The following is a 24,675-nucleotide window of genomic DNA, read 5'->3' as shown; positions in this document are numbered from 1 at the left end:
GCGACCTTCCAGGCTTCAGCGGCCAAGCCAGCGGCGGACAGCGGCTTTGCCCAAGCGGCAAGCCTCCGGCAGGGTCTCTCCCCTGGTCAGGCAGCAGGCGATTGCGGTGGCCAGGCTGCATCCCGTGCCGCGTTTGGAACCCGGCAGCCGCGCCGCGGCAAAAGACGTTGCCGCGCCACCGGCGGTAAACAGCACATCAATGCTTTCAGCGCCGGTGCCATGGCCGCCCTTGACCAGCACCGCCCGCACCCCCTGTGCCAGCAGATGCGCCGACTGCGCCTCGATGCTGCCGGTTGAGCCGGAAAGCACTTCCAGCTCTGCCAGGTTCGGGGTGACTAAGGCCGCCCGCTGCAGCAATGCGCCAAAGCCGTCCGCCGCCATCAGCCTGCCGCCGGAACTTGCTTTCAGAACGGGATCCAACACGATAGGCATCTCCCGGGGCAGGGCCGCGTCAACTGCGCTGGCTGCTGCGGCAGACCCCAGCATTCCGATCTTGGCTGCCGCGGGTGCAGGCAATGCGGCTAAGGCTGCCTGCGCCTGGTCTGCAACGGCTTGCGGCGTGCTGGGGTGAATGGCCAGGACCGCGGCATCGGTCTGCACTGTCACAGCCGTCACCACCGGGCGCACCGTCACCCCGAACTCTGCAGCCATGGCCGTATCGCGGGTGAGGCCGGCGCCGCCGCTGCTGTCGGTTCCGCCAATCGCCAGGATCGCGGTCATGCGGGGTCTCCGGCCGCCAGCAGGGCGAGGTCGCCATAGCCCGCAGCCTTCAGATCCGAGGCGGCACCCCAAGCCCGCAGGCCGGTGCGGCAGCAGAGCACAATCCGCCCTTTGCGCGGCAGCTCTGCCGCCAGCAGATCGGCGCGGGCAATCCGGCGGGCCTGGAACGCGGGCAATCCGGGCGCCTCGGCGGCATCGCGCAGTTCGATCACCGTATCCGCCGCAGTGATATTCGAGGCCGCGACAAAGGGCAGGGCGTCCTCCGGTTCTTCCGCCTCATCAAAGCGGAAGCTGCTGACCTGCAGGTCCTGGAGCCGGAAAACAAACACCTGTCCCCGCGGGGACGGCTGGTGATCGAGCAGGGACTTCAGGACCAGCTGCGCCTGCAAGGCGCCGATCATGCCGACGGCCGGCCCCATCACGCCTGCAGTTGCGCAGGTCGCCGCCTGCGCGGGCAGGTCCGGGAATACGGCCCGCAACGACGGCCCGCCGCCGCAAAATCCCCCGGCATAGCCCGATTGCCCCAGCGCCGAGGCCGAGATCAGCATCTTGCCCTGCGCCCGGCATGCATCCGACAGGATATAGGACACCGCAAAACTATCCGCCGCATCCACCACCAGATCAGCCGCAGCCACCATCGCGGCAGCATTGGCCGCATCCAGGTTTTCAACCCGCGCTGTCACGTGCAGAGACGGATTGGCCGCCAGCAAGTGCCGCCGGGCGGCCACTGCCTTGGGCTGGCCAAGGTCGCCCATAGTATAAAGAACCTGCCGGTGCAGGTTGCTTTCTTCCACCCTGTCGCTGTCCATCACGGTGATGCACCCCACACCTGCGCCGCCGAGATACTGCAGCACCGGACAGCCGAGACCGCCGGCACCCGCAACCAGAACATGCGACCGGGCCAGCCGTTCCTGCCCCTCAGCACCGACCTCCGGCAGGACCGTCTGGCGGGCATAGCGGCTCATGCTGCCTCCTTGACCCGGCAGGCCGCCACCCATTCGCGGGTGCGCGCTTCGGGGTCATCAGCCAGTTGGATGTCGGTCACCACCGCAGCGCTGTCCGCACCGGCAGCAAACACCCCGGGCAGCCGCTCGGGCGTCAGCCCGCCAATCGCGACCAGCGGCGTATCCCCGGCCATCTGTTTCCAGCGCGTCACCCGCTCCAACCCCTGCGGGTCCCATTTCATCTTCTTCAGCAGCGTCGGATAGACCGGCCCCAGCGCCACATATTCCGGCCCGAACGACAGCGCGCGCTCCAGCTCGCTTTCGTCATGGGTGGACAGGCCAAAGCGGACGCCCTTGCGGCGCAGCGCAGCGAAATCCGCCGTGTCCATGTCCTCCTGGCCGAGGTGCACAAAGTTGCAGTTCAGATCCAGCGCCGCCTGCCAATAGTCATTCACCACCAGCTGCGCGTCATGCACTGCGCAGAAATCCCGCGCCCGGGCAATCTGGCGCCGTACCTCAGTCTCAGGCGCGTCCTTGATGCGCAGTTGCACCAGCTTGGCCCCTTGGGGCACCAGCAGTTCCAGCCGGCCGACGTGGCCCGTGATCAGGTAGAAACGTTCCATCAGGCAAACTCCGCCAAGCCAAGTACAGGGGTTGAGGGCACCGCCATGTCGCGCCGCTCCATCGGGTCGGCCTCATAGCCCGCGCGCCCGGCCTCAATTGCCAGTGCCATGGCCGCGGCCATCGCTGCCGGGTCGCCGGCCTTGGCCACGGCAGTATTCAGCAGCACAGCATCCATGCCCAACTCCATCGCCTGTGCGGCATCCGAGGGCCGCCCGATGCCGGCGTCCACAATCAGCGGCACGCGGGGGAAATGCGCCCGCATCGCCCGCAAGGCATCCGGGTTGCGCAATCCCTGGCCGGACCCGATCGGCGCCCCCCAGGGCATCAGAACCTCGCAGCCCGCCGCCAGCAGCCGCTCGCCCACCACCAGATCATCGGTGGTGTAGGGAAAGACCTGAAAGCCCTCATCGCTCAGGATCCGCGCCGCCTCGACCAGCCCGAACACATCCGGCTGCAGTGTGTCGGAATGGCCGATCACTTCCAGCTTGATCCATGGGGTGCCGAACAACTCCCGCGCCATATGCGCCGTGGTCACCGCCTCCTGCACCGAATGGCAGCCGGCAGTATTGGGCAGGATCCGGCAGCCGGTTTCGCGCAATGTCTCCCAAAAGCCGGCGCCCGAGCCATCAGCAGTTTCACGGCGCAAGCTGACGGTGATGATCCCGGTGCCGCTGGATTTCACTGCCTCTGCCAGCACGGCGGGTGAGGGATATTGCGCGGTGCCCAGCAGCAGCCGCGAGGTGATATCTGTTCCGTAGAATTCCATTTCAGCCTCCTTGCATCGGTGCCAGGACTTCCAGGTGGTCGCCCTCAGTCAGCTGTACGTCCTCCCGGTTGCTGCGGGCCACAAACCGGCCGTTCAGCGCGGTCGCAACCGAGGAGCAGGCAAAGCCCAGCTCATGCAGCGCAGACTGGAGGTCGGTTGCGGATACGTCATGCGGTCTGGCGTTCACGATGATTTTCATCTGTGGTCTCCGGTAGCAGTTGGTCCGCGGCTTGCTGCGCCATCGCGGGCGCCAGCAGAAAGCCGTGGCGGTAAAGCCCGTTGAGGTAGAGCGTGCCGTCCTGTTCGATCAGCCGCGGCAGGTTGTCGGGATAGGCCGGGCGCAGCCCTGCGCCGGTTTCCACTACGCTGGCCTCGGCGAATGCGGGGTGCAGGGTAAAGGCGGCACTCAGCAACTCGCTCAGCGAGCGCAGGGTGATGGCCCGGTCCGAGGAGCTTTCGATCATGGTGCCGCCGATCATGAAATGCCCGTCCCCGCGGGGCACCAGATACAGCGGCATCCGCGGGTGCAGCAACCGCAGGGTACGGTCGATCTGCACCTCCGGGCAATGCAGGATCGCCATCTCGCCGCGCACAGGGCGCAGGCTGGGCAGGGATGCCGCCATGCCGGTGCAATCCAGCGTGACACCGGCAGGGGTAGTGGCAGGGGCAGGCGTGCCATAGCGGATGTCCACCCCCATCGCCTGTACCTTGGCGCTGAGGTCCCGTAAGGCGCGGCGCGGATCCAGATGCGCCTCCCCCTCAAAGAACAGCCCTTGCGAAAACCGCCCCTCCAGCGCGGGTTCCAGTCCCGTGATCTCGGCCCTGTCCACCCCCCGGTGGCCTGTGGTGCGGCGGGCAAAACGGGTAAGCTCTGCCCGGTCGCGGGCCGGCGCCACCACCAGCGTGCCGCGCCTGTGCACCGGTGTGACCCTGGCCCACCAGCCGAAGGCGCGGCTGCCAAGAGTTACCACTTGCTCCTCGGCGCTTTCGCGTTCGCACCAGGGTGCCAGCATGCCGCCCGCAAAGCGTGCGACGCTGCTGTCTCCGGGGGTCTTTCCCCGTTCGTAGACCGTGACCTTGGCTCCGCGCTGCGCCAGCTCATAGGCGCAGGCGAGGCCGGCAAGGCCTGCGCCTGCGATGGTGATCATTCCGCAGGTTCCACCTTCTCGGGCGCGGGCACATACAGCTCGCCGCCTTCGCGGAACTTGGCGGCCATCGCCTCCATGCCTTCCTTCTGCGCCTCGGCGCGGATGTCGTGGCTGATCCGCATCGAGCAGAACTTCGGCCCGCACATGGAGCAGAAATGCGCCACCTTATGCGCCTGCTTGGGCAAGGTCTGGTCGTGGAACTCGCGCGCGGTGTCCGGGTCCAGCGACAGGTTGAACTGATCTTCCCAGCGGAATTCGAACCGCGCGCGTGACAGCGCATCATCGCGGCGCTGCGCACCCGGCAGACCCTTGGCGAGGTCAGCCGCATGGGCGGCGATCTTATAGGTGATCACGCCCACCTTGACGTCGTCGCGGTCGGGCAGACCCAGGTGTTCCTTTGGCGTTACGTAGCACAGCATCGCGCAGCCGAACCAGCCGATCATCGCCGCGCCGATGCCGGATGTGATGTGGTCATAGCCCGGCGCGATATCGGTGGTCAGCGGCCCAAGCGTGTAGAACGGTGCCTCGTGGCAGCACTCCAGCTGCTTGTCCATGTTCTCCTTGATCTTGTGCATGGCGACATGGCCCGGGCCTTCGATCATCACCTGGCAATCCTTGGCCCAGGCGATCTTGGTCAGCTCGCCCAGGGTCTCCAGCTCGGCAAACTGTGCGGCGTCATTGGCATCGGCGATGGAGCCGGGGCGCAAGCCGTCGCCCAGCGAGAAGCTCACATCATACTGGCGGCAGATGTCGCAGATTTCCTCGAAATGCTCGTACAGGAACGACTCCTTGTGGTGATGCAGGCACCACTTGGCCATGATCGAGCCGCCGCGCGACACAATCCCTGTCACCCGCTCAACGGTCATCGGCACCATGTGCAGGCGCACGCCCGCATGGATGGTGAAGTAATCCACGCCTTGCTCTGCCTGCTCAATCAGGGTGTCGCGGAACACTTCCCAGGTCAGGTCTTCGGCGATGCCGTTCACCTTCTCCAGCGCCTGATAGATCGGCACAGTGCCGATCGGAACCGGCGAGTTGCGCACGATCCATTCGCGGGTGTTGTGGATGTTGCGTCCCGTCGACAGGTCCATCACCGTGTCGGCGCCCCAGCGGATCGACCAGACCAGTTTGTCGACCTCTTCCTCCATCGAGGAGGTGACGGCAGAGGTGCCCATATTGGCGTTGATCTTGACCAGGAAATTGCGCCCGATGATCATCGGCTCGATCTCGGGGTGGTTGATGTTCGCGGGGATGATGGCGCGGCCGGCGGCGATCTCATCGCGGACAAACTCCGGCGTCACGTAATCGGGGATATTGGCGCCAAAGTCGTTGCCATCGCGGTGGCAGGGGGACAATTCGCGCAGCTGGTTTTCGCGGATGGCGATAAATTCCATCTCGGGCGTTATGATCCCGGCGCGGGCATAGGCCAGCTGAGTCACCGCCTTGCCGTCCTTGGCCCGCAGTGGGGCGGGTTTCACCGGGAATTCAGGCGTCAGCCGGTCGCCCGCGACAAAGCCGTTGTCGGCGGGGGTCACATCGCGGCCGGTGTATTCTTCGACGTCGCCGCGCGCCTCTATCCACTGGCGGCGCAGCTGCGGCAGGCCCTGGCGGATGTCGGTCAGAACATCCGGGTCGGTGTAGGGGCCGGAGCTGTCATAGACTGGCAGCGGTGCTTCGCCTGCGGTGGGGTGGGTGGCGATTTCGCGCATCGGCACGCGGATGTCCTTGTGGACTTCGCCTGCGACATAGATCTTGCGCGACGCGGGCAGGGCGCCTGTGGTGATCTTGGGGTTGGGGACGTTCATTTTGGTGCTCCTCAAAGCCGAAAACTTAGAAAAGACACCAGATGAGTTTTGGCTGGGAAACCGGCAGGCAAAGAGGCCTGCTTTACCGGAATGCGCCTGTTTCAAACGGCTGTCCCCGCGGGGACACGGGGACAAAAGGCGCGTCCTTGCTTCCTACGCCAGTATCAACTGGGTCAGGTTCAAAGGGTCGCGCCGCCGGTCCGGGTTGCCCCGCACCATGACGCCTCTCAGTCCCTTGGGCGGGACTCCCCTGCGTGGCTTTAGGGGTAGGGGAGGCACAGGGCGCGCGTCAACCGAAATCTTTGTAGATTATTTTTTGGCATTAATATCAGTTTGATACTGGCGTTAAGGACGCAAAAGCGGGTCAAATCGCTGCAGCGCAGCTTTGATGCTTGATCGGGGGTGGTGAAATTATCTATAAAAACCCGCAACGCCATCCGCGTATGGCCAACTGGTATACGAGAACAGGAGACAGCATGCTGGACGCTGCACCCATCCGCACCGACTGGACCCGCGAAGAAGCGGAAGCGATTTACAACAAGCCTTTCATGGACTTGCTGTTTCAGGCGCACACGGTGCACCGGCAGTATTTCGACCCCAATCAGGTGCAGAAATCCAAGCTTCTCAGCATCAAGACCGGCGGCTGCGCCGAGGATTGCGCCTATTGCTCGCAGTCGGCGCGTAACGGCGCGCAGCTGTCAGCCTCCAAGCTGATCGAAGTGCAGCGGGTGATCGCCGAGGCCAGGAAAGCCAAGGAAGGCGGCGCGACGCGCTATTGCATGGGGGCCGCCTGGCGCTCGCCTAAGGACCGCGACATGGCCGCACTGGAAGCCATGGTGCAGGGCGTCAAGGATCTCGGCATGGAGACCTGCATGACCCTCGGCATGCTGGAGGAAGACCAGGTGTTTCGCCTGCGCGATGCGGGGCTGGATTATTACAACCACAATATCGACACCTCCGAGCGGTATTACTCCGAGATCATCACCACCCGCACCTTTGCCGACCGGATCGACACCCTGAACCGGGTGCGCGAGGCGGGCATCAAAGTGTGCTCCGGCGGTATTGTCGGCATGGGCGAGCAGCAGCTCGACCGTATCGACATGATGCTGGCGCTGGCAACGCTGGAGGTGCATCCCGACTCGGTGCCGGTGAACATGCTGATCCCGATTGCCGACACGCCGCTGGCCAATGTCGAAAAGCTGGACCCGATCGAATTTGTCCGCTCCGTCGCACTGGCCCGCATCCTGATGCCGAAATCCCACGTGCGCCTGTCCGCAGGCCGCACCGATATGTCGGACGAGATGCAGGCAATGTGCTTCTTCGCCGGGGCCAACTCGATCTTTGTGGGTGACACGCTGCTGACCGCCGACAACCCGGAAGAGGACAAGGACCAGCAGCTGTTCGACCGTCTGGGCATCACCGCCATGGCGGCGGGATGTGACGGCAGCCGCTGATGGCGGGCGCCTTCCCGAGGCATGAGACATCGCTGGAAGCGCTGCGCAATCGCGGGCGCTACCGGCAGCTGATGCCGCGGGACGGGCATGATTTTGCCTCTAACGACTATCTTGGGCTGGCGGGCAGCGATGTGCTGCGCGCCGCTGCCACCGATGCGCTGGCGCGCGGCGTGCCGGTCGGGGCAGGCGGTTCGCGCCTGCTGCGCGGCAATGACGCAGAACATCAGTTGCTGGAGGCAGAGGCCGCGGCGTTTATCGGCGCCGAGGCAGCGCTGTTCATGGGCGGCGGCTTCACCGCCAATCAGGCGATCTTCTCGACCCTGCCGCAGCAGGGCGATTTGGTGCTCTATGATGCGCTGATCCATGCCAGCACCCATGACGGGATGCGGCTGGGTCGGGCAGAGACCCGCAGTTTTGCCCATGGCGACGTGGAAGACGCTTCGCGGGTGCTGGCGGACTGGCGCTCGACAGGTGGCACCGGACAGGTCTGGATCGCGGTTGAGGCGGTCTATTCAATGGACGGCGACCTGGCGCCGCTGGATGCGCTAATGGCGCTGTGTGATGCGGACGGCGCGGTGCTGGTGGTGGATGAGGCGCATTCCACAGGCGTGTTCGGCGATCTGGGCCGCGGGCTGGCACACGGCATTGCGCACCGGCCAAATGTCTTATCCCTGCACACCTGCGGCAAGGCGTTGGGGGCCTCTGGTGCGCTCATCTGCGGTCAGCGGGTGCTGATCGAGACACTGATCAACAAGGCGCGCGGGTTCATCTTTGCCACCGCGCCCTCACCGTTGAACGCCGCACTGGTACGGGCGGCCCTGGCTGAGCTGCAACAGAACACGGGCCGCCGCGAACAGGCGTGGCAGGGGATCACCCATGCGCAAGCAGAGGCCAAACGCATCTGCGGTCTGGAGGGCTATCACAGCCAGATCCTGCCGGTGGTGATCGGTGACGACAAACGCACCATGGCGCTGGCCTCTGCCATGCAGGCGCAGGGCTATGACATTCGCGGCATCCGCCCGCCAACGGTGCCCCGCGGCACCTCGCGGCTGCGGCTGTCGATCACGTTGAACACGGGGGCACAGATCATCACCCGAATGTTCGAAAACCTCGCCCGGGAAATGGAGACAAGGCCATGAGCGCGCTGATCGTCACGGGAACCGATACCGGCATCGGCAAGACCATTTTTTCGGCTGGCCTGGTGCAGGCGCTGGGTGCGACCTATTGGAAGCCGGTGCAATCCGGGCTGGAGGAGGAGACCGACAGCCAGACCGTCGCACGCCTGTCAGGCCGCCCGGCGCTGCCCGAGGGGTATCTGCTGCAACTGCCTGCCTCGCCGCATCTGTCGGCGGAGGCCGAGGGCGTGAAGATCGACCCGGATACGCTGGACTTGCCCGAAGCCGACGGCGTGCTGGTGGCCGAGGGGGCCGGCGGGCTGATGGTGCCCTTGAACCGCAAGGTGCTGTATCTCGACCTGTTTGCCCGCTGGGGCGCGCCGGTGATCCTGTGCGCGCGGACGCAGCTGGGCACGATCAACCACACCCTCCTGTCGCTGAAGGCCCTGCGCGATGCAGGCTGTGAGGTGGTGGGCGTGGCCTTCATAGGTGACGCCGAGCCGGAGGTGGTGGAAACCATTTGCCAATTCGGCAAAGTGGCGCATTTGGGGCGGCTCCCCATCATTGAAGATCTGAGGGACGCGCCCGAGCCTGGGCGGGTGCGAAGCGCCCTCCCGGGGGGAGGGTCGGGCGCGGCCCGGTCTATCGACCGGACCAGAACGGCGCTCAAAGAAACCTTTGCCGAAAGCATCAACGTGGATCTGATCAGGGAGGCATTGGCATGAGTACATCCGGCCTCACCCAGCTGGAGTTCGACCAGCAGCACCTCTGGCACCCTTACACCAATGTCGCCAAACCCGGCCCGACCTTTGTGGTCAAGGAAAGCGAGGGCGTCCACATCACGCTCGACGACGGCACCCGGCTGATCGACGCGATGTCGTCCTGGTGGTGCATGATGCACGGCCACAGGAACCCGGCGATCACATCGGCCATTCACGCCCAGCTCGACACCCTGCCGCATGTGATGTTCGGCGGGCTGACCCACGATCCGGCCATCGACCTGGGCCGCAAGCTGCTGGAGATCACCCCCGAAAGTCTGACGCGGATCTTCTATTGCGACAGCGGTTCGGTCTCGGTCGAGGTAGCGATGAAGATGGCGGTGCAGTACCAGCACGCCATCGGCCAGCCAGAGCGCAAGGAGTTTGCCACCATCCGCTCTGGCTATCACGGCGATACCTGGAAGGCGATGAGCGTCTGCGACCCGGACACCGGCATGCACCACCTGTTCCAGGGCGCACTGAGCGTGCAGCATTTCGTCTCCCGCCCGCCGATCCGCATTCATGAGGAGTGGATCGATGACCCGGCGCAGAACGGTCTGGGCGAGTTGCGGGCCTTGCTGGAAGCCAACGTGCGGAAGGTCGCCGCCTTTATCCTGGAACCCGTGGTGCAGGGCACTGGCGGCATGTATTTCTACCACCCGGAATACCTGAACCAGGCGCGTGCGCTGTGCGATGAGCTGGGTATCCTGCTGATTTTCGACGAGATCGCCACTGGTTTCGGCCGCACCGGCGCGCTGTTTGCCACCGGTTTCTGCACCGCTCAGCCGGATATCATCTGTCTCGGCAAGGGGCTGACCGGCGGCCATATCTCCTTTGCCTGCACCATGACGAACGACCGCGTCGCCGAGGGTGTGGGTGGCGGAAACCCGGGCATCTTCATGCATGGGCCGACCTATATGGCCAATCCGCTGGCCTGCGCTGCGGCCAAGGCCTCGCTGGATCTGCTGACCGGGCAGGACTGGCGCGGAACTGTCTCGGGGATTGCAGAGCAGCTGCAGTCTGAACTGGCACCGGCGCGCGAGCTGCCCAATGTGGCGGATGTGCGGGTTCTGGGCGCCATTGGCGTCATCGAGATGAAACAACCCGTCTCCGCAGATGAGGCGCACGCCCGTGCCCATGATATGGGCGTGTTCCTGCGCCCCTTCGGCAAGAACATCTATACCATGCCACCCTTCATCACGTCCCCGGATCAGCTGAGCCAGATCACCGCAGGCATGCTGCGGCTGGCGCGGGAGCTCTGAGCAATGGAGTTCCGCTGGCTCAAACAGAACAATGCAGCCGAGGCCATCGTGGTTTTCGGCGGCTGGGCTGTGGGGCCGGAGGTGTTCTGGCATCTGGACGGTCCGCAGGACATCCTGTTTGCCGGCGACTATACCGATCTGAACGCAGAGCTGCCGGATCTGTCCGGTTACAGCCGGGTCAGCGTCTTGGCCTGGTCCTTTGGCGTGGCGGCTTATGCCCATTGGCAGCAGGAGCGTCCCGACCCGTTCCAGCGCAAGGCGGCAGTGAACGGCAGCCTGCAGCCGGTGAACCGCGGCGCCGGTATTCCGCCTGCGGTCTTCCGCAGAACAATGGAAACGCTGAGCCTGGAAAGCTACCAAGGCTTTCTGACCCGTGTATTCGGTGCCCCGCAAGAAGCCGAAGCGCTGGATGTGCCGGCGCGCCGGGCTGAGCTGCTGGCGGTAGAGCAGCGCGGCGACGCGCCGCAAATGCGCTTTGACAAGGTCTGGATCAGCTCCGGCGACAAGATCTTTCCGCCCGCCAATCTGGCACGCGCCTGGGCGGGGCAGAACGTGACACAGATCGACGCGCCGCACGCCCCCTTTGGCCGCTTCTCGCACTGGGAGGAGCTGTTCCAGTGAAAGATACGCTGCCGCCTCAGCTGGATCAGACCCGCGTGCGACAAAGCTTCCGCCGCGGGCTGAACAGCTATCACTGCACCGCCTCTGTGCAGGCGGATATTGCGGCGCAGCTTGCAGGGCTGCTGCAAGCGCAGGGCGCGCCCCGCCGGTTTGGGGCGGTATTGGAATTCGGCTGCGGCACCGGTCATCTGACCCGGCACCTGCTGCAGCGGTTCACGGCCGGCAGCCTGTTGCTGAATGACCTGGTGCCGGAGGCGGCGCAGGTGCTGCAGGCATTGGGCAGCGCAGCCCCGGCGCAGTCCCGGTTTGAGGCCGGCCCGGTTGAGACCCTGCCGCTGCCGCAGCAGCTGGACCTGATCGCCTCAGCCTCGACCGTGCAGTGGATCCCGGATCTGCCGGCCTTGACCGCCCGGCTGGCGGCGCGGCTGAAACCCGGCGGCTGGCTGGCGCTGTCCGGCTTTGGCCGGGGCCAGTTCCGCGAGCTGGCGGCGCTGGGGTCATCCGCCGCGGCGCCCAGTTATCTGGATGCCGGGGAGTGGCCGTCCGTGCTGCCGCAAGATCTGGAGATTCTGGCCATCAAACAGTGCCCTGCCGTGCTGGAATTCGATACCGCGCTGGAGCTGCTGAAGCACCTGCGCCGGACCGGTGTCAACGGCCACGCCCAGCAAAGCTGGAGCCGCAGGCGGCTGCAGGACTTTGAAGGTGCTTACCGGCAGCGTTTCGGCTGTGGCGGCAAACTGCCGCTGACCTATGATCCGGTCCTGCTGGTGGCGCGCAAGACCGGCTGACCGGTCAGGGCGGCTGGCGTGCGCAGTCCGCACTTGAGGCAAGTTTTAGATTTTTTCCCTGCCATAAGACCGCCGCTTCCAGCGGTGCGTTAATCTTTGTCAACTCCCGCCTGCTATGCCGGAACCAGAGCCGTGCCCGGGGGCGCGGAACGTGGAAATACTGGCAGTACGGGAGTGACGCCAATGAAATTCAAAGCGTTTGCCGCCGCTTTGGCGGCGCTGGCGGTTTCGGGGGCCGCCGAAGCCGCTGACATGGGGGATAGCGGAACACCGATCCGGCTGTCCCTGAACAACTGGACCGGCCAGCATCTGTCGACCTATATCGCCGGCGGCATGCTGGAGGAAGCGGGCTATTCCGTCGAATACGTCGAAGCCGATCAGGGCACCATGTATGACGACATCGCCAGCGGCGACGTGCATGCAATGGTGGAAATCTGGACCAGCAGCACCCCGGCGGATTACTTTGCGGCCCGCGATGAAGGCCGTGTGGAGGAGCTGGGCGACTTGGGCCTGGATGCCCGCAACGGCGTGGTGTTCCCGCCTTATGTGGCGCAGATGTGCCCGGGCCTGCCCAACTGGGAAGCCCTGCGCGATTGTGCGGGCATCTTCTCCAAGGACGGCAAGGGCAAGCGCGGCATTTACCTGGCTTACCCGGCCTCATGGGGCTCGCCCGGGGCGGACCGGATCCGGGCGCTGGATCTGCCGTTTGACGTGGTTGCGGCTGAATCCGAGGCGGCGATGATCGAGGAGTTTCAGAAAGCCTACAAGGAAAAACGCCCGGTGATCTCCACCTTCTGGGCGCCGCATTGGGCGATGTCTTCCTACGCGCTGCAGTTTGTGCGCCTGCCCAAGCCGGAACCGGCCTGTTACACCGATCCCTCCTGGGGGCCGAACCCCAAGGCCACCGGCGATTGCGATTTTGCCCGCGGCGGCGTGATGAAGGCGAGCTGGCCGGGCCTGAAGGACCGCTGGCCGGCCGCCCATGAGATCCTGAAGAACTATCAGCTGAGCATCTGGGACCAGCAGCCGCTGATCGGCCTGGTGGATGTCCGGGGGGAAACTCCGCAGGGCGCCGCCCGTGGCTGGCTTGCAGTGAACCGGGCCAAATGGATGCCCGTTATCGAGGAAGCCACTGGCAAAGGCCGGTCCTGACCCGCAGGGTCCGGGTTTCGATTTCGGCGCTCCCGCCTCAGGCGGGGGCGCTGTTTTTGTGTGCGGGGCAGGTCTTGAAGCCAGGCTCCGGGCCGCGCTATGCCGGGTGCGGGCGTTTGCCGCACGGGGCAGGGTGATTCCGGAACTTGTCCCATTGCACAGAAACTTGAATCGTCAATCAAAATTTTTCACAGTTTATGCCGCAATCACTCGACAAACAGTCGTAATATGTTCCAATACTTGCATTATCCCCGGCCACACTTGGACCATGGGTGCTTGCTGACAAGGACAAGACCAGCCGCAAGGCCAGGCAGACGCCATGAACCGCCGGGTTCCAAAAAGGACGCGCCAAGCCGGACAATCGGCGGCGCAAGAACACTGACAGGGAGTAGAACAATGAACTTCAAAGGATATGCGCTGGCGCTGGGCGCCGCAACAATGACGGTTTCTGCGGGCTTTGCTTCGGCCGCCGATCTGGGTGATACCAGCAAACCGATCAAGCTGGCGGTCAATGAGTGGACTGGCCAGCATGTGACCACCCATATCGCCGCCGGGATGCTGAAGGCCGCGGGCTATGAGGTGGAATTTGTCTCGGCCGGGATGATGAACCAGTTCCAGGCCATCGCAGACGGCGACATTCACGCGACGCTGGAAATCTGGTCCTCGAACGTCTCGGATGAATACGCCAAAAAGATCGAAGAGGGCACTGTTGTTGAACTTGGCGATCTGGAGCTGAACGCGCGCGAAGGCATCGCCTATCCGGCCCATGTGGCCGAGCTGTGCCCCGGCCTGCCGGCCTGGGAAGCGCTGAAGGACTGCGCGATGCAGTTCGCCACCGCGGAAACCCTGCCTAATGGCCGCCTGGTGGATTACCCCGCCGACTGGGGCACGCCGGGCGCCGACCGCATGACCGGGCTGGACCTGCCGTTCAAGGCCGTGCCTGCGGGCTCCGAAGCCGCATTGATTGTCGAACTGCGCGCCGCGACCGAGCGCAAGACACCGCTGCTGGTCACCTTCTGGCAGCCGCATTGGGCGATGTCGGCTTATGACGTGAAATTCGTCGACCTGCCTGCGGGTGAGGAGGCCTGTTTCTCTGATCCGGCCTGGGGTCCGAACCCGAATGCGGTGAACGACTGCGACTTCTCGCCCTCGCGCATCTTCAAGGCCGCCTGGTCGGGGGCTGAAGAAACCTGGCCCGCCGCCTATGAGATCCTGTCGAACTACACTCTGGCCGTCGAAGACCAGCAACCGATGATGGGCGCGGTCGATGTGGACGGCGGCAAGGTCGAGGAAGTTGTCGCTGCCTGGATGGCCGAAAACGAGGGCAAATGGCGCCCGGTTGTCGACGCCGCCATCAAGTGAGCCGCGCCCAGTGAGTGGCTCTGAAACTGGCGCGAACACGCCGGCCATCACCTGCCAGAATGTCTGGCAGGTGTTTGGCAATGACGCAGGCAGCGCCTTGAAAGAGGTGCTGGCAAACCATCACTCGCCGCATGACGCTGCCGGAGAGCTGCGCCGCAAGGGGCTGATCCCGGCGGTGCAGAATGTGTCCTTCCAAGTCAAGGAGGGCGAGCTGTTTGTGATCATGGGGCTGTCGGGGTCCGGCAAGTCGACTCTGATCCGCTGCATCTCGCATCTGCTGCACGCAACCGGCGGAGAAATCCGCATCGACGGCGAAAACATCGTCGAAGCCAGTCCCAAACGGCTGATCGAACTGCGACGCAAGAAGCTGGGCATGGTGTTCCAGCACTTTGGCCTGTTTCCGCATATGACAGTGGCCGAGAATGTTGCTTATCCCTTGCGGGTGCAGGGGGTGAAGAAAAAGCAACGGCAGGCCAAAGCGGAAGAGGTGATCGAACTGGTCGGCCTGCGCGGCCGTGAAAACCACTATCCGCGCGAACTGTCCGGCGGCCAGCGCCAGCGCGTCGGCATTGCCCGCTCATTGGTGGCGGATTGCTCGGTCTGGTTCCTGGATGAGCCGTTCTCGGCGCTTGACCCGCTGATCCGGCGCCAGCTGCAGGATGAATTCCTGGAAATTCAGGCCAAGCTGAAAACCACTATCGTTTTCATCACCCACGACATCAACGAAGCGCTGAAGCTGGCCGATCGTATCGCCATCATGCGGGATGGCAGGATTGTGCAGATCGGCACGCCCGCAGATATCGTTCTGCGCCCGGCGGATGATTACGTGCGTGAGTTCTCCAAGGATGTGGCCAAGGGCCGGCACGCCCGTGTGGCCTCGGTTATGGAGGCCGGCGCGGGGCTGGCGTATGGCGCCGATGATCCCGGCCTGCGCCAGGATATGACGCTGGACGCGGCCCTGGCGCGCTGCATGGAGCTGTACGAGCCGGTGCCGGTGCGCTCGCCAGAGGGCAACGTGGTGGGCGTCGTGAACCCGGCAGACCTGGCGGCGGCGCTGCAGGTGGAGCAGGGGTAATGGCGGTGCTGACAAAAGGATCCGTGGCGGCGCTGATCGCGGCGGCGGCGGGTGCCCTGTGCCTTCTGCTGGAAAGCAGCCTGCCATGGCTGGTCAAATTCCCTGCCGCCTGGGTGCTGCCAACAACCGATTGGGTTGGCGCCGCGATGGAGTGGCTGCTGGCGCTGATCAAACCCACTGCGCGTGGTTTTTCGGCGCTGATGTTCTATCCGATGGAAGCGGCGAATTATGTGCTGAGCAGCACGCCCTGGCCACTGGTCATCTGCGCCACCACGGCGCTGGCCTGGACCTTGGGCGGCATGCGGATGGCGCTGATGGCCCTTGTGGGTCTCGGGTTTGTGCTGGCGTCGGGGTACTGGCCCGAAAGCATGAACACGCTGGCGCTGGTTGCTGTTTCAGTACCGCTGGCGCTGATCATCGGCGGCGGCATTGGCATTCTTGCCAATGAATACCCGCGCGTCCGCAAACCGGTGCAGGCGCTGTTGGACATCATGCAGACGGTGCCGACATTTGCCTATCTCACCCCCTTGCTGGTGCTGTTCGGCTTTGGCCCGGTGGTCGGCCTGATCGCCTCCGCCATCTATGCCGCGCCGCCGATGGCGCGCAATGTGCTCTTAGGGCTGGAGCGGGTCGAGCCGGAGATCAAGGAAGCCGCCATCATGGCCGGCGGCACCCGGCTGCAGCAGCTGTTTCAATGCGAGATCCCCTCGGCCGGGCAGCAAATCATGGTCGGTGTCAACCAATGCCTGATGGCGGCGCTGTCGATGGTGATTATCGCCGCGGTAATCGGCGGCTTTGACGATATCGGCTGGGAAGTCCTTTTGACCATGCGCAAGGCGCAGTTCGGGCAAAGCCTGCTGGCCGGTTCGGTGATTGTGGTCTTTGCCATCCTGATCGACCGGATGAGCGGCACCCTGACCGAAGAGCGGCGCGGCAAACACGATCCGCGCATTGCCTGGGGCATTCTGGCCGTTGGTGCAGCAGCCAGCGCCGTGTTTTGGGGCCATATTCAGCAGCCCGGCGCCTATACGCTGTTCAACCCGGTGGCGGACAGTGTCGACAGGGGGCTTTCGTCCTTTACCACCGCCAATGCCGATGCGCTGACAGCGTTCAAGAACAACGTGCTGTTCTACGTGCTGCTGCCGTTGCGGATCGGGCTGGACCAGGCGGTGCTGCCCTTCACCTGGGGTTTCTCCTGGACCCCGATGATGAGTGCGGTGCTGTTTGCAGTGGGCGCCGCTGCCGGCGTGGTCTTTGCGTTGCGCGGGCAGATGGCGCTGGGCGTGATGCTGCTGATTGCCGCCGGCATGCTGGAGACAGGTATTTCGCAACTGCCCTGGCCCTTTGTGCTGATTGGCGCAGGCGCGCTGGCCTGGGTTGCAGGCGGGCGCGGGCTGGCGATCATGACAGTTGTCCTGCTGGGCACCATTCTGGTCTCCGGCCTGTGGGAGCGGGCGTTGCTGTCGCTGTATCTGTCGGGCGCTGCGGTCTTTGCCTGCGCGGTGATGGGCGGCGCGATCGGCCTTGTATCGGCGGTGTCACCCGGTGTCTGGCGGCTGGTGCGGCCCATCTGCGACATGCTGCAGACGATCCCGCTGTTTGTGTTCCTGATCCCGGTGCTGATGGTGTTTCAGATCGGCGAATTCTCGGCCTTCCTGGCGATCATTGCCTATGCCATCGTGCCAATGATCCGCTACACCCGGCACGGGCTGGTCTCGACACCGGAGGAGATGATCGAAGCGGCAACAGCCTCCGGCGCGACCAAATGGCAGATGCTCAAGGATATCCGCGCGCCTTATGCCGCGCCGTCGATCCTGCTGGGGCTCAATCAGACCATCCTTTATGCCTTTGCAATGCTGGTGATTGCGGCGCTGATCGGCACGACCGGTCTGGGCCAGTCGATCTATCTGGCGCTGGGGCAGGCGGATGTGGGGCTTGGCATATCCGCCGGGGCTGCGATGGCGATCCTTGCCTTGATCGCCGACCGCATGGTGCAGGGTTTTGCCGAGGAGAGGCGCAAGGCGCTGGGGTTGTAAGCCTCTGCCGCGAAATGAGAAGGGCGCCCCAGCGGCGCCCTTTTTTGATCTGGGGCAACGTTCTGCACTGCCCGCCCGCGTATAGCTGCAAACAAGACTGATCTAAGGCAGGAGAGACCCCGATGGGCTGGCTTGAATTCACCGCCGCGCTGATGCTGTTTCTGGCCAGCCATGCGATCCCCGTACGCCCGCCGGTACGGCCCTGGCTGGTGGGCCGCCTGGGCCTGCGCGGCTACATCATCGCCTACAGCCTGCTGTCGCTGGCAATTCTGGCCTGGCTGATCGTGGCGGCGGCACGGGCGCCTTATGTCGGCGTGCTGCCCTATTGGGACATCTTCCGCTGGACGCCGCTTCTGCTGATGCCGCTGGCCTGCCTGCTGACCGTTGCGGGCATGATGCGGCAAAACCCGTTCAGCTTTGGCGGGCTGGGCCTGCGGGCCTTTGATCCCGCGAATCCCGGCATTCTGGGTGTCAGCCGCCACCCTTTGCTTGCGGCCATGGCGCTCTGGGCCGGGGCGCATCTGCTGGCCAATGGCGATCTGGCGCATGTGATCCTGTTTGGCTTGTTTGCGGGCTTTGCCTGGGCTGGCATGGTGATCATCGACCGGCGCACACAGCGCCGGATGGGGCAGGGCGAATGGACCCGCCTCAGCCGCAACACCGCGCGGCTGAATCTGGCCCGCCTGCGCCCCTCTGCGGCTGAAGCCGGGCTGGCGGGCGCGGTATTCCTGGCCCTGCTGATCCTGCACGCCCCGGTCATCGGCTATCACCCGTTGCCGTGGTAGGGGTTGACCCCGCCCGCCGCATCACCACCTATGAACTGAGACGAGACTGGAGAGAACGACCGATGCACCTGGCCTATGTGATGACCCAAGAACGCGGTGCCACCGACCGCCTGCTGAGTGAGCTGGCTGAGAAATTGCAGGCCAAGGGCATCCGCCTGGCAGGCATCGCGCAGACCAATGTTGAATGCTACGACAAGGAACTGTGCGACATGGATGTGCGGGTTTTGCCCGGCGGCGAAACCATCCGCATTTCGCAATCCCTGGGTGCAGGTGCCCGCGGTTGCCGCCTCAACCCCGAAGCGCTGGAGCAGGCGGTTGGGCTGGTCTCTGCCACGTTGCAATCGGACCCGGCGCCGCAACTGATGATCGTCAATAAATTCGGCAAGCACGAGGCCGACGGACGCGGCATGCGGTCTGTCATCGGCGAGGCGCTGGCCCTTGGTATTCCGGTGATTTCCGGCGTCAACAAGATGAACGTGGAGCCGTTCCAGGCCTTTGCCGACGGTATGGCCGTGGAGGCAGGGCCGGATCTGGACGCTCTGGTTGCCTGGGCGGAACAGGCCGTTGCTGAAACCGCCTGACTGGCGCATTCCCATTTCAAAACAAACGGAAAGCCCGCGAAGCTCAAGCGGGTTTTTGCGGCTCCGGACAGCACTGCGGCGGCGCGCAGACCGCCCGGCCTGCAGCTGGGCCACCATTGTCCGGTCTGAATAGAAGAGAAGATGGTGGACCTAACTGGAGAAGAATCGAACCAATTGTTCGATATCCTTCAGGACTGGGAGCGCCATCTCGCATCTTTTGATCGTAACGATCTGAGGTGCGACGATGACGAATTCGCGCCATAATTTCAATGAGATAGGGGAAAGTCCCGCCAAAGCGCCGAAGAAACGCGAAGCGCCGTTTTCGCTGCGGTTGACGTTTGAGGAGCGCGCGCAGCTTGAAGAAGCGGCGAACGGCGTGCCTTTGGGTGCGTATATCAAGGCCGTTTTGTTCTCCCAAGACCTCCAGAAGGTGCGGCGCAGGAATACCAATCCTGTTGCCGATCATGAGGTTCTGGGGCGTGTTCTGGCGGCTTTGGGGCAATCTCACCTGTCCAGCAACCTCAATCAGCTCGCCCGCGCCGTAAACACGGGCACGCTGCCTGTGCATCCCGAAATCGAATCCGAGCTGCGCGAAGCCTGTGCTGACATTGCGGCGATGCGGGCAGCGTTGATTGAAGCGCTTGGCCTGAATGGGGGCGGCGCATGATCCTTAAAGGCAACCAACGGGCACATGGCAAGGAGCTGGCGCGGCATCTGCTGAATGACCGCGACAATGACCATGTGGAGCTGTTCGATCTGCGCGGCTTTGCCGCCGATGATCTGACGGGCGCCATGCAAGAATGTGAAGCGGTGGCGCGCGGTACGCGCTGCCAAAAGCATTTGTTCTCCCTCAGCCTCAATCCGCCGGAACATGAAGATGTGCCTGTCGAGGCGTTCGAGGCGGCCATTGCCCGCGCCGAATCCCGCCTCGGTCTGGAAGACCAGCCGCGCGCCATTGTCTTCCATGAAAAGGAAGGCCGCAGGCATGCCCATGCGGTTTGGTCGCGGATCGACGAGCAGCGGATGAAAGCGATTGAGCTTCCCTATTACAAAACCCGGCTGAATGAAGTGTCACGGGAGCTGTATCTGGAACATGGCTGGCGCATGCCGGACGGGTTCAAGGACAAGAAAAACCGTGACCCTCTATCCTTCACGCTGGAAGAATGGCAACAAGCTAAACGCACCAAACAAGACCCTAGAGAGGTCAAATCCCTGATCCGGGAGTGCTGGAGCGGATCGGATGACCGCAAGGCCTTCGAAGCGGCGCTGCGGGAAAATGGCTATTGGCTTGCCCGTGGTAACAAGCGCGGCTTTGTGGCCGTGGATTGGCGCGGTGAGGTTTATTCGCTGAGCCGTATGACGGGGGCGAAGACGAAAGAGCTGAAAACTCGCCTCGGTGATCCGAAAGAACTGCTGCCGGTAGATATGGCCAAGGCGCAGGTGGCGGCGCAGCTCACGCCCAAGCTCAAGGCCTGGGCGAAGGAGGAACGCGCCAAGGCCGAGAAAGCCAACCTCGCGGCCACATTCCAGCGCGACCAGATGGTGCAGCGCCAGCGCAAAATCCGCGATGATTTAAAGCGCAAGCAGCAGGATCGCTGGCTGACAGAAGAAAAAGCGCGGGCGGCCAGAACGCCAACGGGTATTCGCGGGCTCTGGGGCTGGATCACGGGCAAGAACCGCAAAATCCGCAACGAGAACGAAACCGATATTGCCCGCGCGCTGGGTCGCGACCGTTCAGAGAAGCAAGACATCATCCGCAAGCAACTGGCCGAACGGCGCACATTGCAGCGGCAAGTGAAACTGGCGCGGGAAAAACAGCAGGCCAAGCTGCAAGAGCTGAACCGCGATGTCGCGTTGGCCATGAAGCTGCGCAAAGTGCCGGAAGCCCGGCCAGAGCCGCAACGCGGGCGCTCCCTTGAAGCTGACCGCGAGCGAGGCCGTGACCGCTCCCGAAGCCGCGATGACGATTACTCACCCAACTAGAAAAAGGAGAATGTCATGAGACATACGATATTGCTTAACCTGAAAGAAACCCGGCTACCAAACTCGATGAGATGTGCAATTTCTTGTCTGATCGGGGGCGAAAATCAAGAAACTTGGCTTAGCTATTCAACGCTGCACCGCCGAATGTCACTCGCTGCATAGCAGAGAAGAATGCGGTCATTCATGCGGGCTGCAGCAAATCTGCAACGTCGAATACACACGCTCCGGGACCTTTCAGACATTCGCTGCGGTCGCAGCCTGGTAGATACATTGCGACTGCTTTAGGCAAAGAAGTTCCGTTGAAACCTTCGGGCACTAACCTCGAAGCTGACCATGGGTGGACTTTGCGTTCCGTTTGCTTCGAGCCCCAAAACACTCTTCGCCGCAAGTCAAAAACCTCGCTTGGCAGCATGCGGGTTGCTACTTAACGTTGAGAAGAATCTGCAATATAACTTTCCCTATGATTTCGGTCGAGTCGTCGAAGAACATTCGTCGTGGAGTGCACTATCCCCAAAGCTCCTCCAAATTCACGTCGCTGCTATCAGGCTCTTTGTCTTTAGGTAGCTTGTCAATTTGCATTAACATGGGGATGTCGAAAGTCGTTCCAGTTACGACACACGCGCCTTGGGGTAAGCTTGGGATCTGACTGCGTGAAACGCTATCGAGTGTCGCGATGGTGTTTTCAAGGAGTGCTAAGTCGCGGTCGTTTACAAGGCGATGTATGAAATAGTTATGCAACTGAGACACAATTGTTGGCGAAATGTCCGCAGGGCGTTGGCTCGCCAAAGTCATAAAAACTCCAAATTTACGACCTTCCTTGATAATCTCCTCGAAGAGCTCCAACCGGTAATCTTTCCAACTTTCAGCCTCTCTATTTGATTGCTGTGACAAGATGTTGTGAGCTTCATCTATAATTAGATGCATAGTTGTTTCCGGCGGTGAGGAAACTAGCGACTTGTGTAGCTCGTAGTAGTTTTTAGCTATCAAGATCGGCAGGATCTTCTTTATCTCTTGGTTGCACTCCCTCAATGAAATGACGGTAATTGTCTTCGCTTCCTCTCCGTCTTCAAGGACGGAGATAACCTTTTCGAAGTCACCCATTAGAGCCTCGATTCGACGCATTAAGGGTTGTATGTGTTCGTATTGGACTGATCCATACAAGAGATCGGAGATCAATTTAAGTTCAGATCGAATCTGAAGCTCGCGAAATCCATTGGGAATTTGAAAATTTATCGCTCCAACCGCTGCTTCAAAGTGATCTGCATAGGTTTGATTGTCTACTCCAAAAAACCTTCGTATGCCTGCATCGTCGTAGTAAAAGGACGTTTGATTGCGGTGATAGCCAACTTTATGAACCGAATCGACTAGCCCGGCATCCAACGAGAGGTGTCGCGAAAGAGATTTGAGAAGCTCCAAGGCTTCCGCACTCGGGCTTTCAGATGTTAAGACCCGGCGAAAGATTGACTGCACATATGAAATTAAACTGTATGCATTGGCGGCATACTTTTTTCTCTCCGTCACCACTCGTCGCAAGAAAGGCTTTTGGGTGTTAGACGTGGCCTGAAACAATATCCCCAAAGTCTCAGCATCCCAAAAGTGTTCTTCTTTGAGCGCAAACCTGTCTCCATCATCCGTCCTGGTTTTAAGGCGAAGGACCTTCTTTTGATCAGCACCAACAAGTTGGGCGCCGGTATATTCACCATTAAAGTCAAGGAAGATAAACTTACTCGAAGCACCTATGCCATCCAACTTGTTGTCAAACAAAACGGTGTAGAGCTTCGTTAAGGTGTTCGATTTTCCGCTCCCTGTGTTTCCGAAAATTCCCAGGTGGCTGTTGAAGATCCGTTGCCAAGGCAGAGAAATAGCGATGTCCTCTTTCATCAACCTTCCGATCACATATCCACCAGCTGAACCACGCTCGAATATTCGCTCGACTTGTTGCTCAGGCAACAACTTGGCGGAGTCTCCAATTTTAGGCAGAAACTTAATGCCGTCATGGAATTTTTCGTCTTCAAAGAAGCCGATTGGTCTTGCTTTGAGCTTGCGAACGAATTGCAAGTTTGGGCCGTCGCCCTCTGTAATCCTCTCGTCTAGAAATTCACCTTCGACAATGCATATGATCTCTCTAAACCCGTGATCAATTGCTATGAATTCACGTATCGAGACTCCCTTAAAGGACTTCCCAAGATAGAAGTGTGTCTCTAAGTTCGAGCAATCATTTGCTCTGATAGTTATTTCAACGCCAACTACTGCAGTAACCTGCCCGATCTGTATCATCAACTCGCCCCGGTCACATCTGGAGCGCTCGCCACGAAGACCTCACTATTGAAGGTGTCAAAATCCAGCGCGCCATCTGTTCGAATGAATTCCACATTATCAAATCCTCTAAACTTCTCCTCCAAGGTGGCCTTCAATCCATCAGAGTAACAGCAAACAAAGACCTTCAAGGTTGGGTTCGACAATGATCGCTTAACCAAATTTAATATATGCTCATCAGCGAAGGAAAATCCGAAGACTATGAATACAGAATTAGGCCTTTCCAGCTCATAACTCAAAGCCCTTAGGGATTGATAATAGTGCTCCTCAAACACTGTTTCATGAAACTTCCATTTTGTAGGATTCACGACTGGCAGCGCTTGATAGTTTCTCCAAAAGTCGTCACGGACTTCTTCATCCACCACGAAGTCAATTGGGTTTATGTCACTATCGTCCTTAGATCCGTCGCCTAGCAGCGTTTCAAAGTCTGTATCCATCCATGACGGTACGTTATCCGCTCGCGCTGAAGATCTCTTAAGGTCATAGGAAACTTCAATATTTTCCCCATCCTTATACCAGTACACTGACCCATGAGGCTGCAACAAGTTAATTTGAGGGACGCTAATTTCGTGCCTATCGAAAGTGCCTTGGTCCTTTGTGTATCTATTGAAAGCTCTAGCTTGGAGCGTTTTCTTTACAAAGCCAACACTTCCGTCGTTCAGGATGAAGTCATATTTTCCGCTTCGAATCATGTGTTCGGCGCAATGAGCAATCAATCCATCATAATTCGTGGTGAAGATGTTGGCGCGCGGCGCGCCCCCTTTTTTGTTCAGTAAAGTCAATATTGCTTCTAAGAACCTAATGTAATTTCTAAGAACATCTTTCTGCGAATTGCTAAGTGAGGAGATGTCGAATTTAGCAGCGGGCGCGATAACATTCTCCACGTAATAGGAGAAAATAAGGCACATTATATCCTTGTCGCTTTCAAATTGTGTAGCAAGTGTTTCCAACGTGTGCGATGATGAACTTCCACTTTTCCGTATCTTCAATTCAAGAGTGGGCAAAAGGCCTACCGATGCGCCAGAGCCGATTAGAAAGTTCAAATTCTTGTCGTAAATATCGTTTCTGTTGATCACCGTCTTAGCGCCCCTCTTTATTTATGTGGTTTATAGGTTGGGCCTCTATCATGCTGGCGTTTTCGTATTGAAGAGCAGCCTTAAGTTGCACATGCCTCGATAGTTGCGACCGCCGCAGAAGACCACAACACACTCTATGAGTTACCGGCAAGCACTTTTGATTGCAGCCAATCACAAATGCGGCGAATGGCCGCTTAAGCCGTTTCCACACTGGCGTCGAGAAGGGTTACAAATGTCTACTTCCATGGCCTAGAGTTTCAGCGCCCAAACCGCTTCGGCTTCCTAAGCTGCCTTGGGCGCTGGC

23 protein-coding genes and 1 riboswitch are annotated in these 24,675 nt (G+C 61.4%); of the genes, 14 read left to right on the top strand and 9 right to left on the bottom strand.

From position 1 onward, the window contains the following. Positions 1–15 precede the first annotated feature (15 nt). The 7 genes from K3724_RS13895 to thiC are packed head-to-tail and all read right to left on the bottom strand — an operon-like array spanning position 16 to position 6,007. Positions 16–720 (bottom strand): PfkB family carbohydrate kinase, encoded by a 705-nt coding sequence (locus tag K3724_RS13895; protein WP_259986102.1) that lies wholly within the window; start codon positions 718–720, stop codon positions 16–18. After that, positions 717–1,685 (bottom strand): ThiF family adenylyltransferase, encoded by a 969-nt coding sequence (locus K3724_RS13890; RefSeq protein ID WP_259986100.1) that lies wholly within the window; start codon positions 1,683–1,685, stop codon positions 717–719. Before K3724_RS13890 ends, K3724_RS13895 begins: the two co-directional genes overlap by 4 nt. After that, positions 1,682–2,287, bottom strand: coding sequence for a thiamine phosphate synthase (locus tag K3724_RS13885; RefSeq protein WP_259986092.1), 606 nt, complete (start codon positions 2,285–2,287; stop codon positions 1,682–1,684). Before K3724_RS13885 ends, K3724_RS13890 begins: the two co-directional genes overlap by 4 nt. Beyond that, complete coding sequence (locus K3724_RS13880) at positions 2,287–3,054, bottom strand: thiazole synthase (protein ID WP_259986091.1); 768 nt, start codon at positions 3,052–3,054, stop codon at positions 2,287–2,289. Before K3724_RS13880 ends, K3724_RS13885 begins: the two co-directional genes overlap by 1 nt. Position 3,055: 1 nt before the next feature. After that, complete coding sequence (gene thiS / locus K3724_RS13875) at positions 3,056–3,253, bottom strand: sulfur carrier protein ThiS (protein ID WP_259986089.1); 198 nt, start codon at positions 3,251–3,253, stop codon at positions 3,056–3,058. After that, positions 3,222–4,202, bottom strand: coding sequence for an FAD-dependent oxidoreductase (locus K3724_RS13870; protein ID WP_259986087.1), 981 nt, complete (start codon positions 4,200–4,202; stop codon positions 3,222–3,224). Before K3724_RS13870 ends, thiS begins: the two co-directional genes overlap by 32 nt. Then, positions 4,199–6,007, bottom strand: coding sequence for a phosphomethylpyrimidine synthase ThiC (gene thiC / locus K3724_RS13865; RefSeq protein WP_259986085.1), 1,809 nt, complete (start codon positions 6,005–6,007; stop codon positions 4,199–4,201). The genes K3724_RS13870 and thiC overlap by 4 nt, the downstream gene beginning before the upstream one ends. A gap of 133 nt (positions 6,008–6,140) precedes the next feature. Beyond that, a riboswitch (TPP riboswitch) is annotated at positions 6,141–6,269 on the bottom strand. 214 nt (positions 6,270–6,483) lie between these two features. Here thiC and bioB point away from each other — a divergent pair. The 14 genes from bioB to K3724_RS13795 all read left to right on the top strand — a co-directional run bounded on the left by bioB (position 6,484) and on the right by K3724_RS13795 (position 20,979). Beyond that, complete coding sequence (gene bioB / locus K3724_RS13860; protein ID WP_259986083.1) at positions 6,484–7,461, top strand: biotin synthase BioB; 978 nt, start codon at positions 6,484–6,486, stop codon at positions 7,459–7,461. Continuing rightward, positions 7,461–8,600: an 8-amino-7-oxononanoate synthase gene (locus K3724_RS13855; RefSeq protein ID WP_259986081.1), complete on the top strand. Its 1,140-nt coding sequence runs from the start codon at positions 7,461–7,463 to the stop codon at positions 8,598–8,600. The genes bioB and K3724_RS13855 overlap by 1 nt, the downstream gene beginning before the upstream one ends. Continuing rightward, positions 8,597–9,301, top strand: coding sequence for a dethiobiotin synthase (bioD, locus tag K3724_RS13850; RefSeq protein WP_259986078.1), 705 nt, complete (start codon positions 8,597–8,599; stop codon positions 9,299–9,301). Before K3724_RS13855 ends, bioD begins: the two co-directional genes overlap by 4 nt. After that, positions 9,298–10,596, top strand: coding sequence for an adenosylmethionine--8-amino-7-oxononanoate transaminase (gene bioA / locus K3724_RS13845; RefSeq protein ID WP_259986076.1), 1,299 nt, complete (start codon positions 9,298–9,300; stop codon positions 10,594–10,596). The genes bioD and bioA overlap by 4 nt, the downstream gene beginning before the upstream one ends. Before the next feature lie 3 nt (positions 10,597–10,599). After that, a complete protein-coding gene (locus K3724_RS13840) occupies positions 10,600–11,217 on the top strand; it encodes a pimeloyl-ACP methyl esterase BioG family protein (protein ID WP_259986074.1) in 618 nt (205 codons plus the stop codon). Next, a complete protein-coding gene (gene bioC / locus K3724_RS13835) occupies positions 11,214–12,005 on the top strand; it encodes a malonyl-ACP O-methyltransferase BioC (protein WP_259986072.1) in 792 nt (263 codons plus the stop codon). The genes K3724_RS13840 and bioC overlap by 4 nt, the downstream gene beginning before the upstream one ends. 183 nt (positions 12,006–12,188) lie before the next feature. Next, the gene (locus K3724_RS13830; RefSeq protein WP_259986070.1) at positions 12,189–13,157 is read left to right on the top strand and encodes an ABC transporter substrate-binding protein; all 969 of its coding nucleotides are present in this window, start codon (positions 12,189–12,191) and stop codon (positions 13,155–13,157) included. Positions 13,158–13,553: 396 nt separating this feature from the next. Beyond that, on the top strand, positions 13,554–14,519 hold the full coding sequence (locus K3724_RS13825; RefSeq protein WP_259986068.1) for an ABC transporter substrate-binding protein: 966 nt from the start codon (positions 13,554–13,556) through the stop codon (positions 14,517–14,519). A 10-nt stretch (positions 14,520–14,529) separates the two neighbouring features. Further along, the gene (locus tag K3724_RS13820) at positions 14,530–15,594 is read left to right on the top strand and encodes a glycine betaine/L-proline ABC transporter ATP-binding protein (protein ID WP_259986066.1); all 1,065 of its coding nucleotides are present in this window, start codon (positions 14,530–14,532) and stop codon (positions 15,592–15,594) included. Continuing rightward, entirely contained in the window at positions 15,594–17,630 is a 2,037-nt protein-coding gene (locus tag K3724_RS13815; RefSeq protein WP_259986064.1) for a proline/glycine betaine ABC transporter permease, read from the top strand. The genes K3724_RS13820 and K3724_RS13815 overlap by 1 nt, the downstream gene beginning before the upstream one ends. Positions 17,631–17,752: 122 nt before the next feature. Next, on the top strand, positions 17,753–18,415 hold the full coding sequence (locus K3724_RS13810) for an NnrU family protein (protein ID WP_259986062.1): 663 nt from the start codon (positions 17,753–17,755) through the stop codon (positions 18,413–18,415). Between the two features lie 62 nt (positions 18,416–18,477). Further along, on the top strand, positions 18,478–18,996 hold the full coding sequence (locus tag K3724_RS13805; protein WP_259992642.1) for a DUF2478 domain-containing protein: 519 nt from the start codon (positions 18,478–18,480) through the stop codon (positions 18,994–18,996). Between the two features lie 244 nt (positions 18,997–19,240). Beyond that, a complete protein-coding gene (locus K3724_RS13800) occupies positions 19,241–19,663 on the top strand; it encodes a hypothetical protein (RefSeq protein ID WP_259986060.1) in 423 nt (140 codons plus the stop codon). A gap of 74 nt (positions 19,664–19,737) precedes the next feature. Then, positions 19,738–20,979, top strand: a complete 1,242-nt coding sequence (locus tag K3724_RS13795; RefSeq protein ID WP_259986058.1) for a relaxase/mobilization nuclease domain-containing protein — start codon at positions 19,738–19,740, stop codon at positions 20,977–20,979. A gap of 504 nt (positions 20,980–21,483) precedes the next feature. Here K3724_RS13795 and K3724_RS13790 read toward each other — a convergent pair. Together K3724_RS13790 and K3724_RS13785 are read right to left on the bottom strand one after the other, a co-directional pair. Next, on the bottom strand, positions 21,484–23,256 hold the full coding sequence (locus K3724_RS13790) for an ATP-binding protein (protein WP_259986048.1): 1,773 nt from the start codon (positions 23,254–23,256) through the stop codon (positions 21,484–21,486). Beyond that, on the bottom strand, positions 23,256–24,371 hold the full coding sequence (locus K3724_RS13785; protein ID WP_259986038.1) for an SIR2 family protein: 1,116 nt from the start codon (positions 24,369–24,371) through the stop codon (positions 23,256–23,258). Before K3724_RS13785 ends, K3724_RS13790 begins: the two co-directional genes overlap by 1 nt. Positions 24,372–24,675: the final 304 nt, after the last annotated feature.

This window comes from Leisingera sp. M658, assembly GCF_025144145.1.
Taxonomy (GTDB): Bacteria; Pseudomonadota; Alphaproteobacteria; order Rhodobacterales; family Rhodobacteraceae; genus Leisingera.
Note: the sequence above shows the minus strand (reverse complement) of the source record. Positions and strands in the feature narration are given on the sequence as shown.

Excerpts from the sequence above, each read along its gene's own strand:
- K3724_RS13840 (WP_259986074.1), top strand. The coding sequence starts at position 10,600 with ATGGAGTTCCGCTGGCTCAAACAGAACAATGCAGCCGAGGCCATCGTG.
- bioD (WP_259986078.1), top strand. The coding sequence starts at position 8,597 with ATGAGCGCGCTGATCGTCACGGGAACCGATACCGGCATCGGCAAGACC.
- K3724_RS13855 (WP_259986081.1), top strand. The coding sequence starts at position 7,461 with ATGGCGGGCGCCTTCCCGAGGCATGAGACATCGCTGGAAGCGCTGCGC.
- K3724_RS13880 (WP_259986091.1), bottom strand. The coding sequence starts at position 3,054 with ATGGAATTCTACGGAACAGATATCACCTCGCGGCTGCTGCTGGGCACC.
- thiS (WP_259986089.1), bottom strand. The coding sequence starts at position 3,253 with ATGAAAATCATCGTGAACGCCAGACCGCATGACGTATCCGCAACCGAC.
- bioA (WP_259986076.1), top strand. The coding sequence starts at position 9,298 with ATGAGTACATCCGGCCTCACCCAGCTGGAGTTCGACCAGCAGCACCTC.
- bioB (WP_259986083.1), top strand. The coding sequence starts at position 6,484 with ATGCTGGACGCTGCACCCATCCGCACCGACTGGACCCGCGAAGAAGCG.
- K3724_RS13870 (WP_259986087.1), bottom strand. The coding sequence starts at position 4,202 with ATGATCACCATCGCAGGCGCAGGCCTTGCCGGCCTCGCCTGCGCCTAT.
- K3724_RS13805 (WP_259992642.1), top strand. The coding sequence starts at position 18,478 with ATGCACCTGGCCTATGTGATGACCCAAGAACGCGGTGCCACCGACCGC.
- K3724_RS13890 (WP_259986100.1), bottom strand. The coding sequence starts at position 1,685 with ATGAGCCGCTATGCCCGCCAGACGGTCCTGCCGGAGGTCGGTGCTGAG.
- K3724_RS13790 (WP_259986048.1), bottom strand. The coding sequence starts at position 23,256 with ATGATACAGATCGGGCAGGTTACTGCAGTAGTTGGCGTTGAAATAACT.
- K3724_RS13815 (WP_259986064.1), top strand. The coding sequence starts at position 15,594 with ATGGCGGTGCTGACAAAAGGATCCGTGGCGGCGCTGATCGCGGCGGCG.
- K3724_RS13885 (WP_259986092.1), bottom strand. The coding sequence starts at position 2,287 with ATGGAACGTTTCTACCTGATCACGGGCCACGTCGGCCGGCTGGAACTG.
- K3724_RS13825 (WP_259986068.1), top strand. The coding sequence starts at position 13,554 with ATGAACTTCAAAGGATATGCGCTGGCGCTGGGCGCCGCAACAATGACG.
- K3724_RS13810 (WP_259986062.1), top strand. The coding sequence starts at position 17,753 with ATGGGCTGGCTTGAATTCACCGCCGCGCTGATGCTGTTTCTGGCCAGC.
- K3724_RS13800 (WP_259986060.1), top strand. The coding sequence starts at position 19,241 with ATGACGAATTCGCGCCATAATTTCAATGAGATAGGGGAAAGTCCCGCC.
- K3724_RS13895 (WP_259986102.1), bottom strand. The coding sequence starts at position 720 with ATGACCGCGATCCTGGCGATTGGCGGAACCGACAGCAGCGGCGGCGCC.
- thiC (WP_259986085.1), bottom strand. The coding sequence starts at position 6,007 with ATGAACGTCCCCAACCCCAAGATCACCACAGGCGCCCTGCCCGCGTCG.
- K3724_RS13830 (WP_259986070.1), top strand. The coding sequence starts at position 12,189 with ATGAAATTCAAAGCGTTTGCCGCCGCTTTGGCGGCGCTGGCGGTTTCG.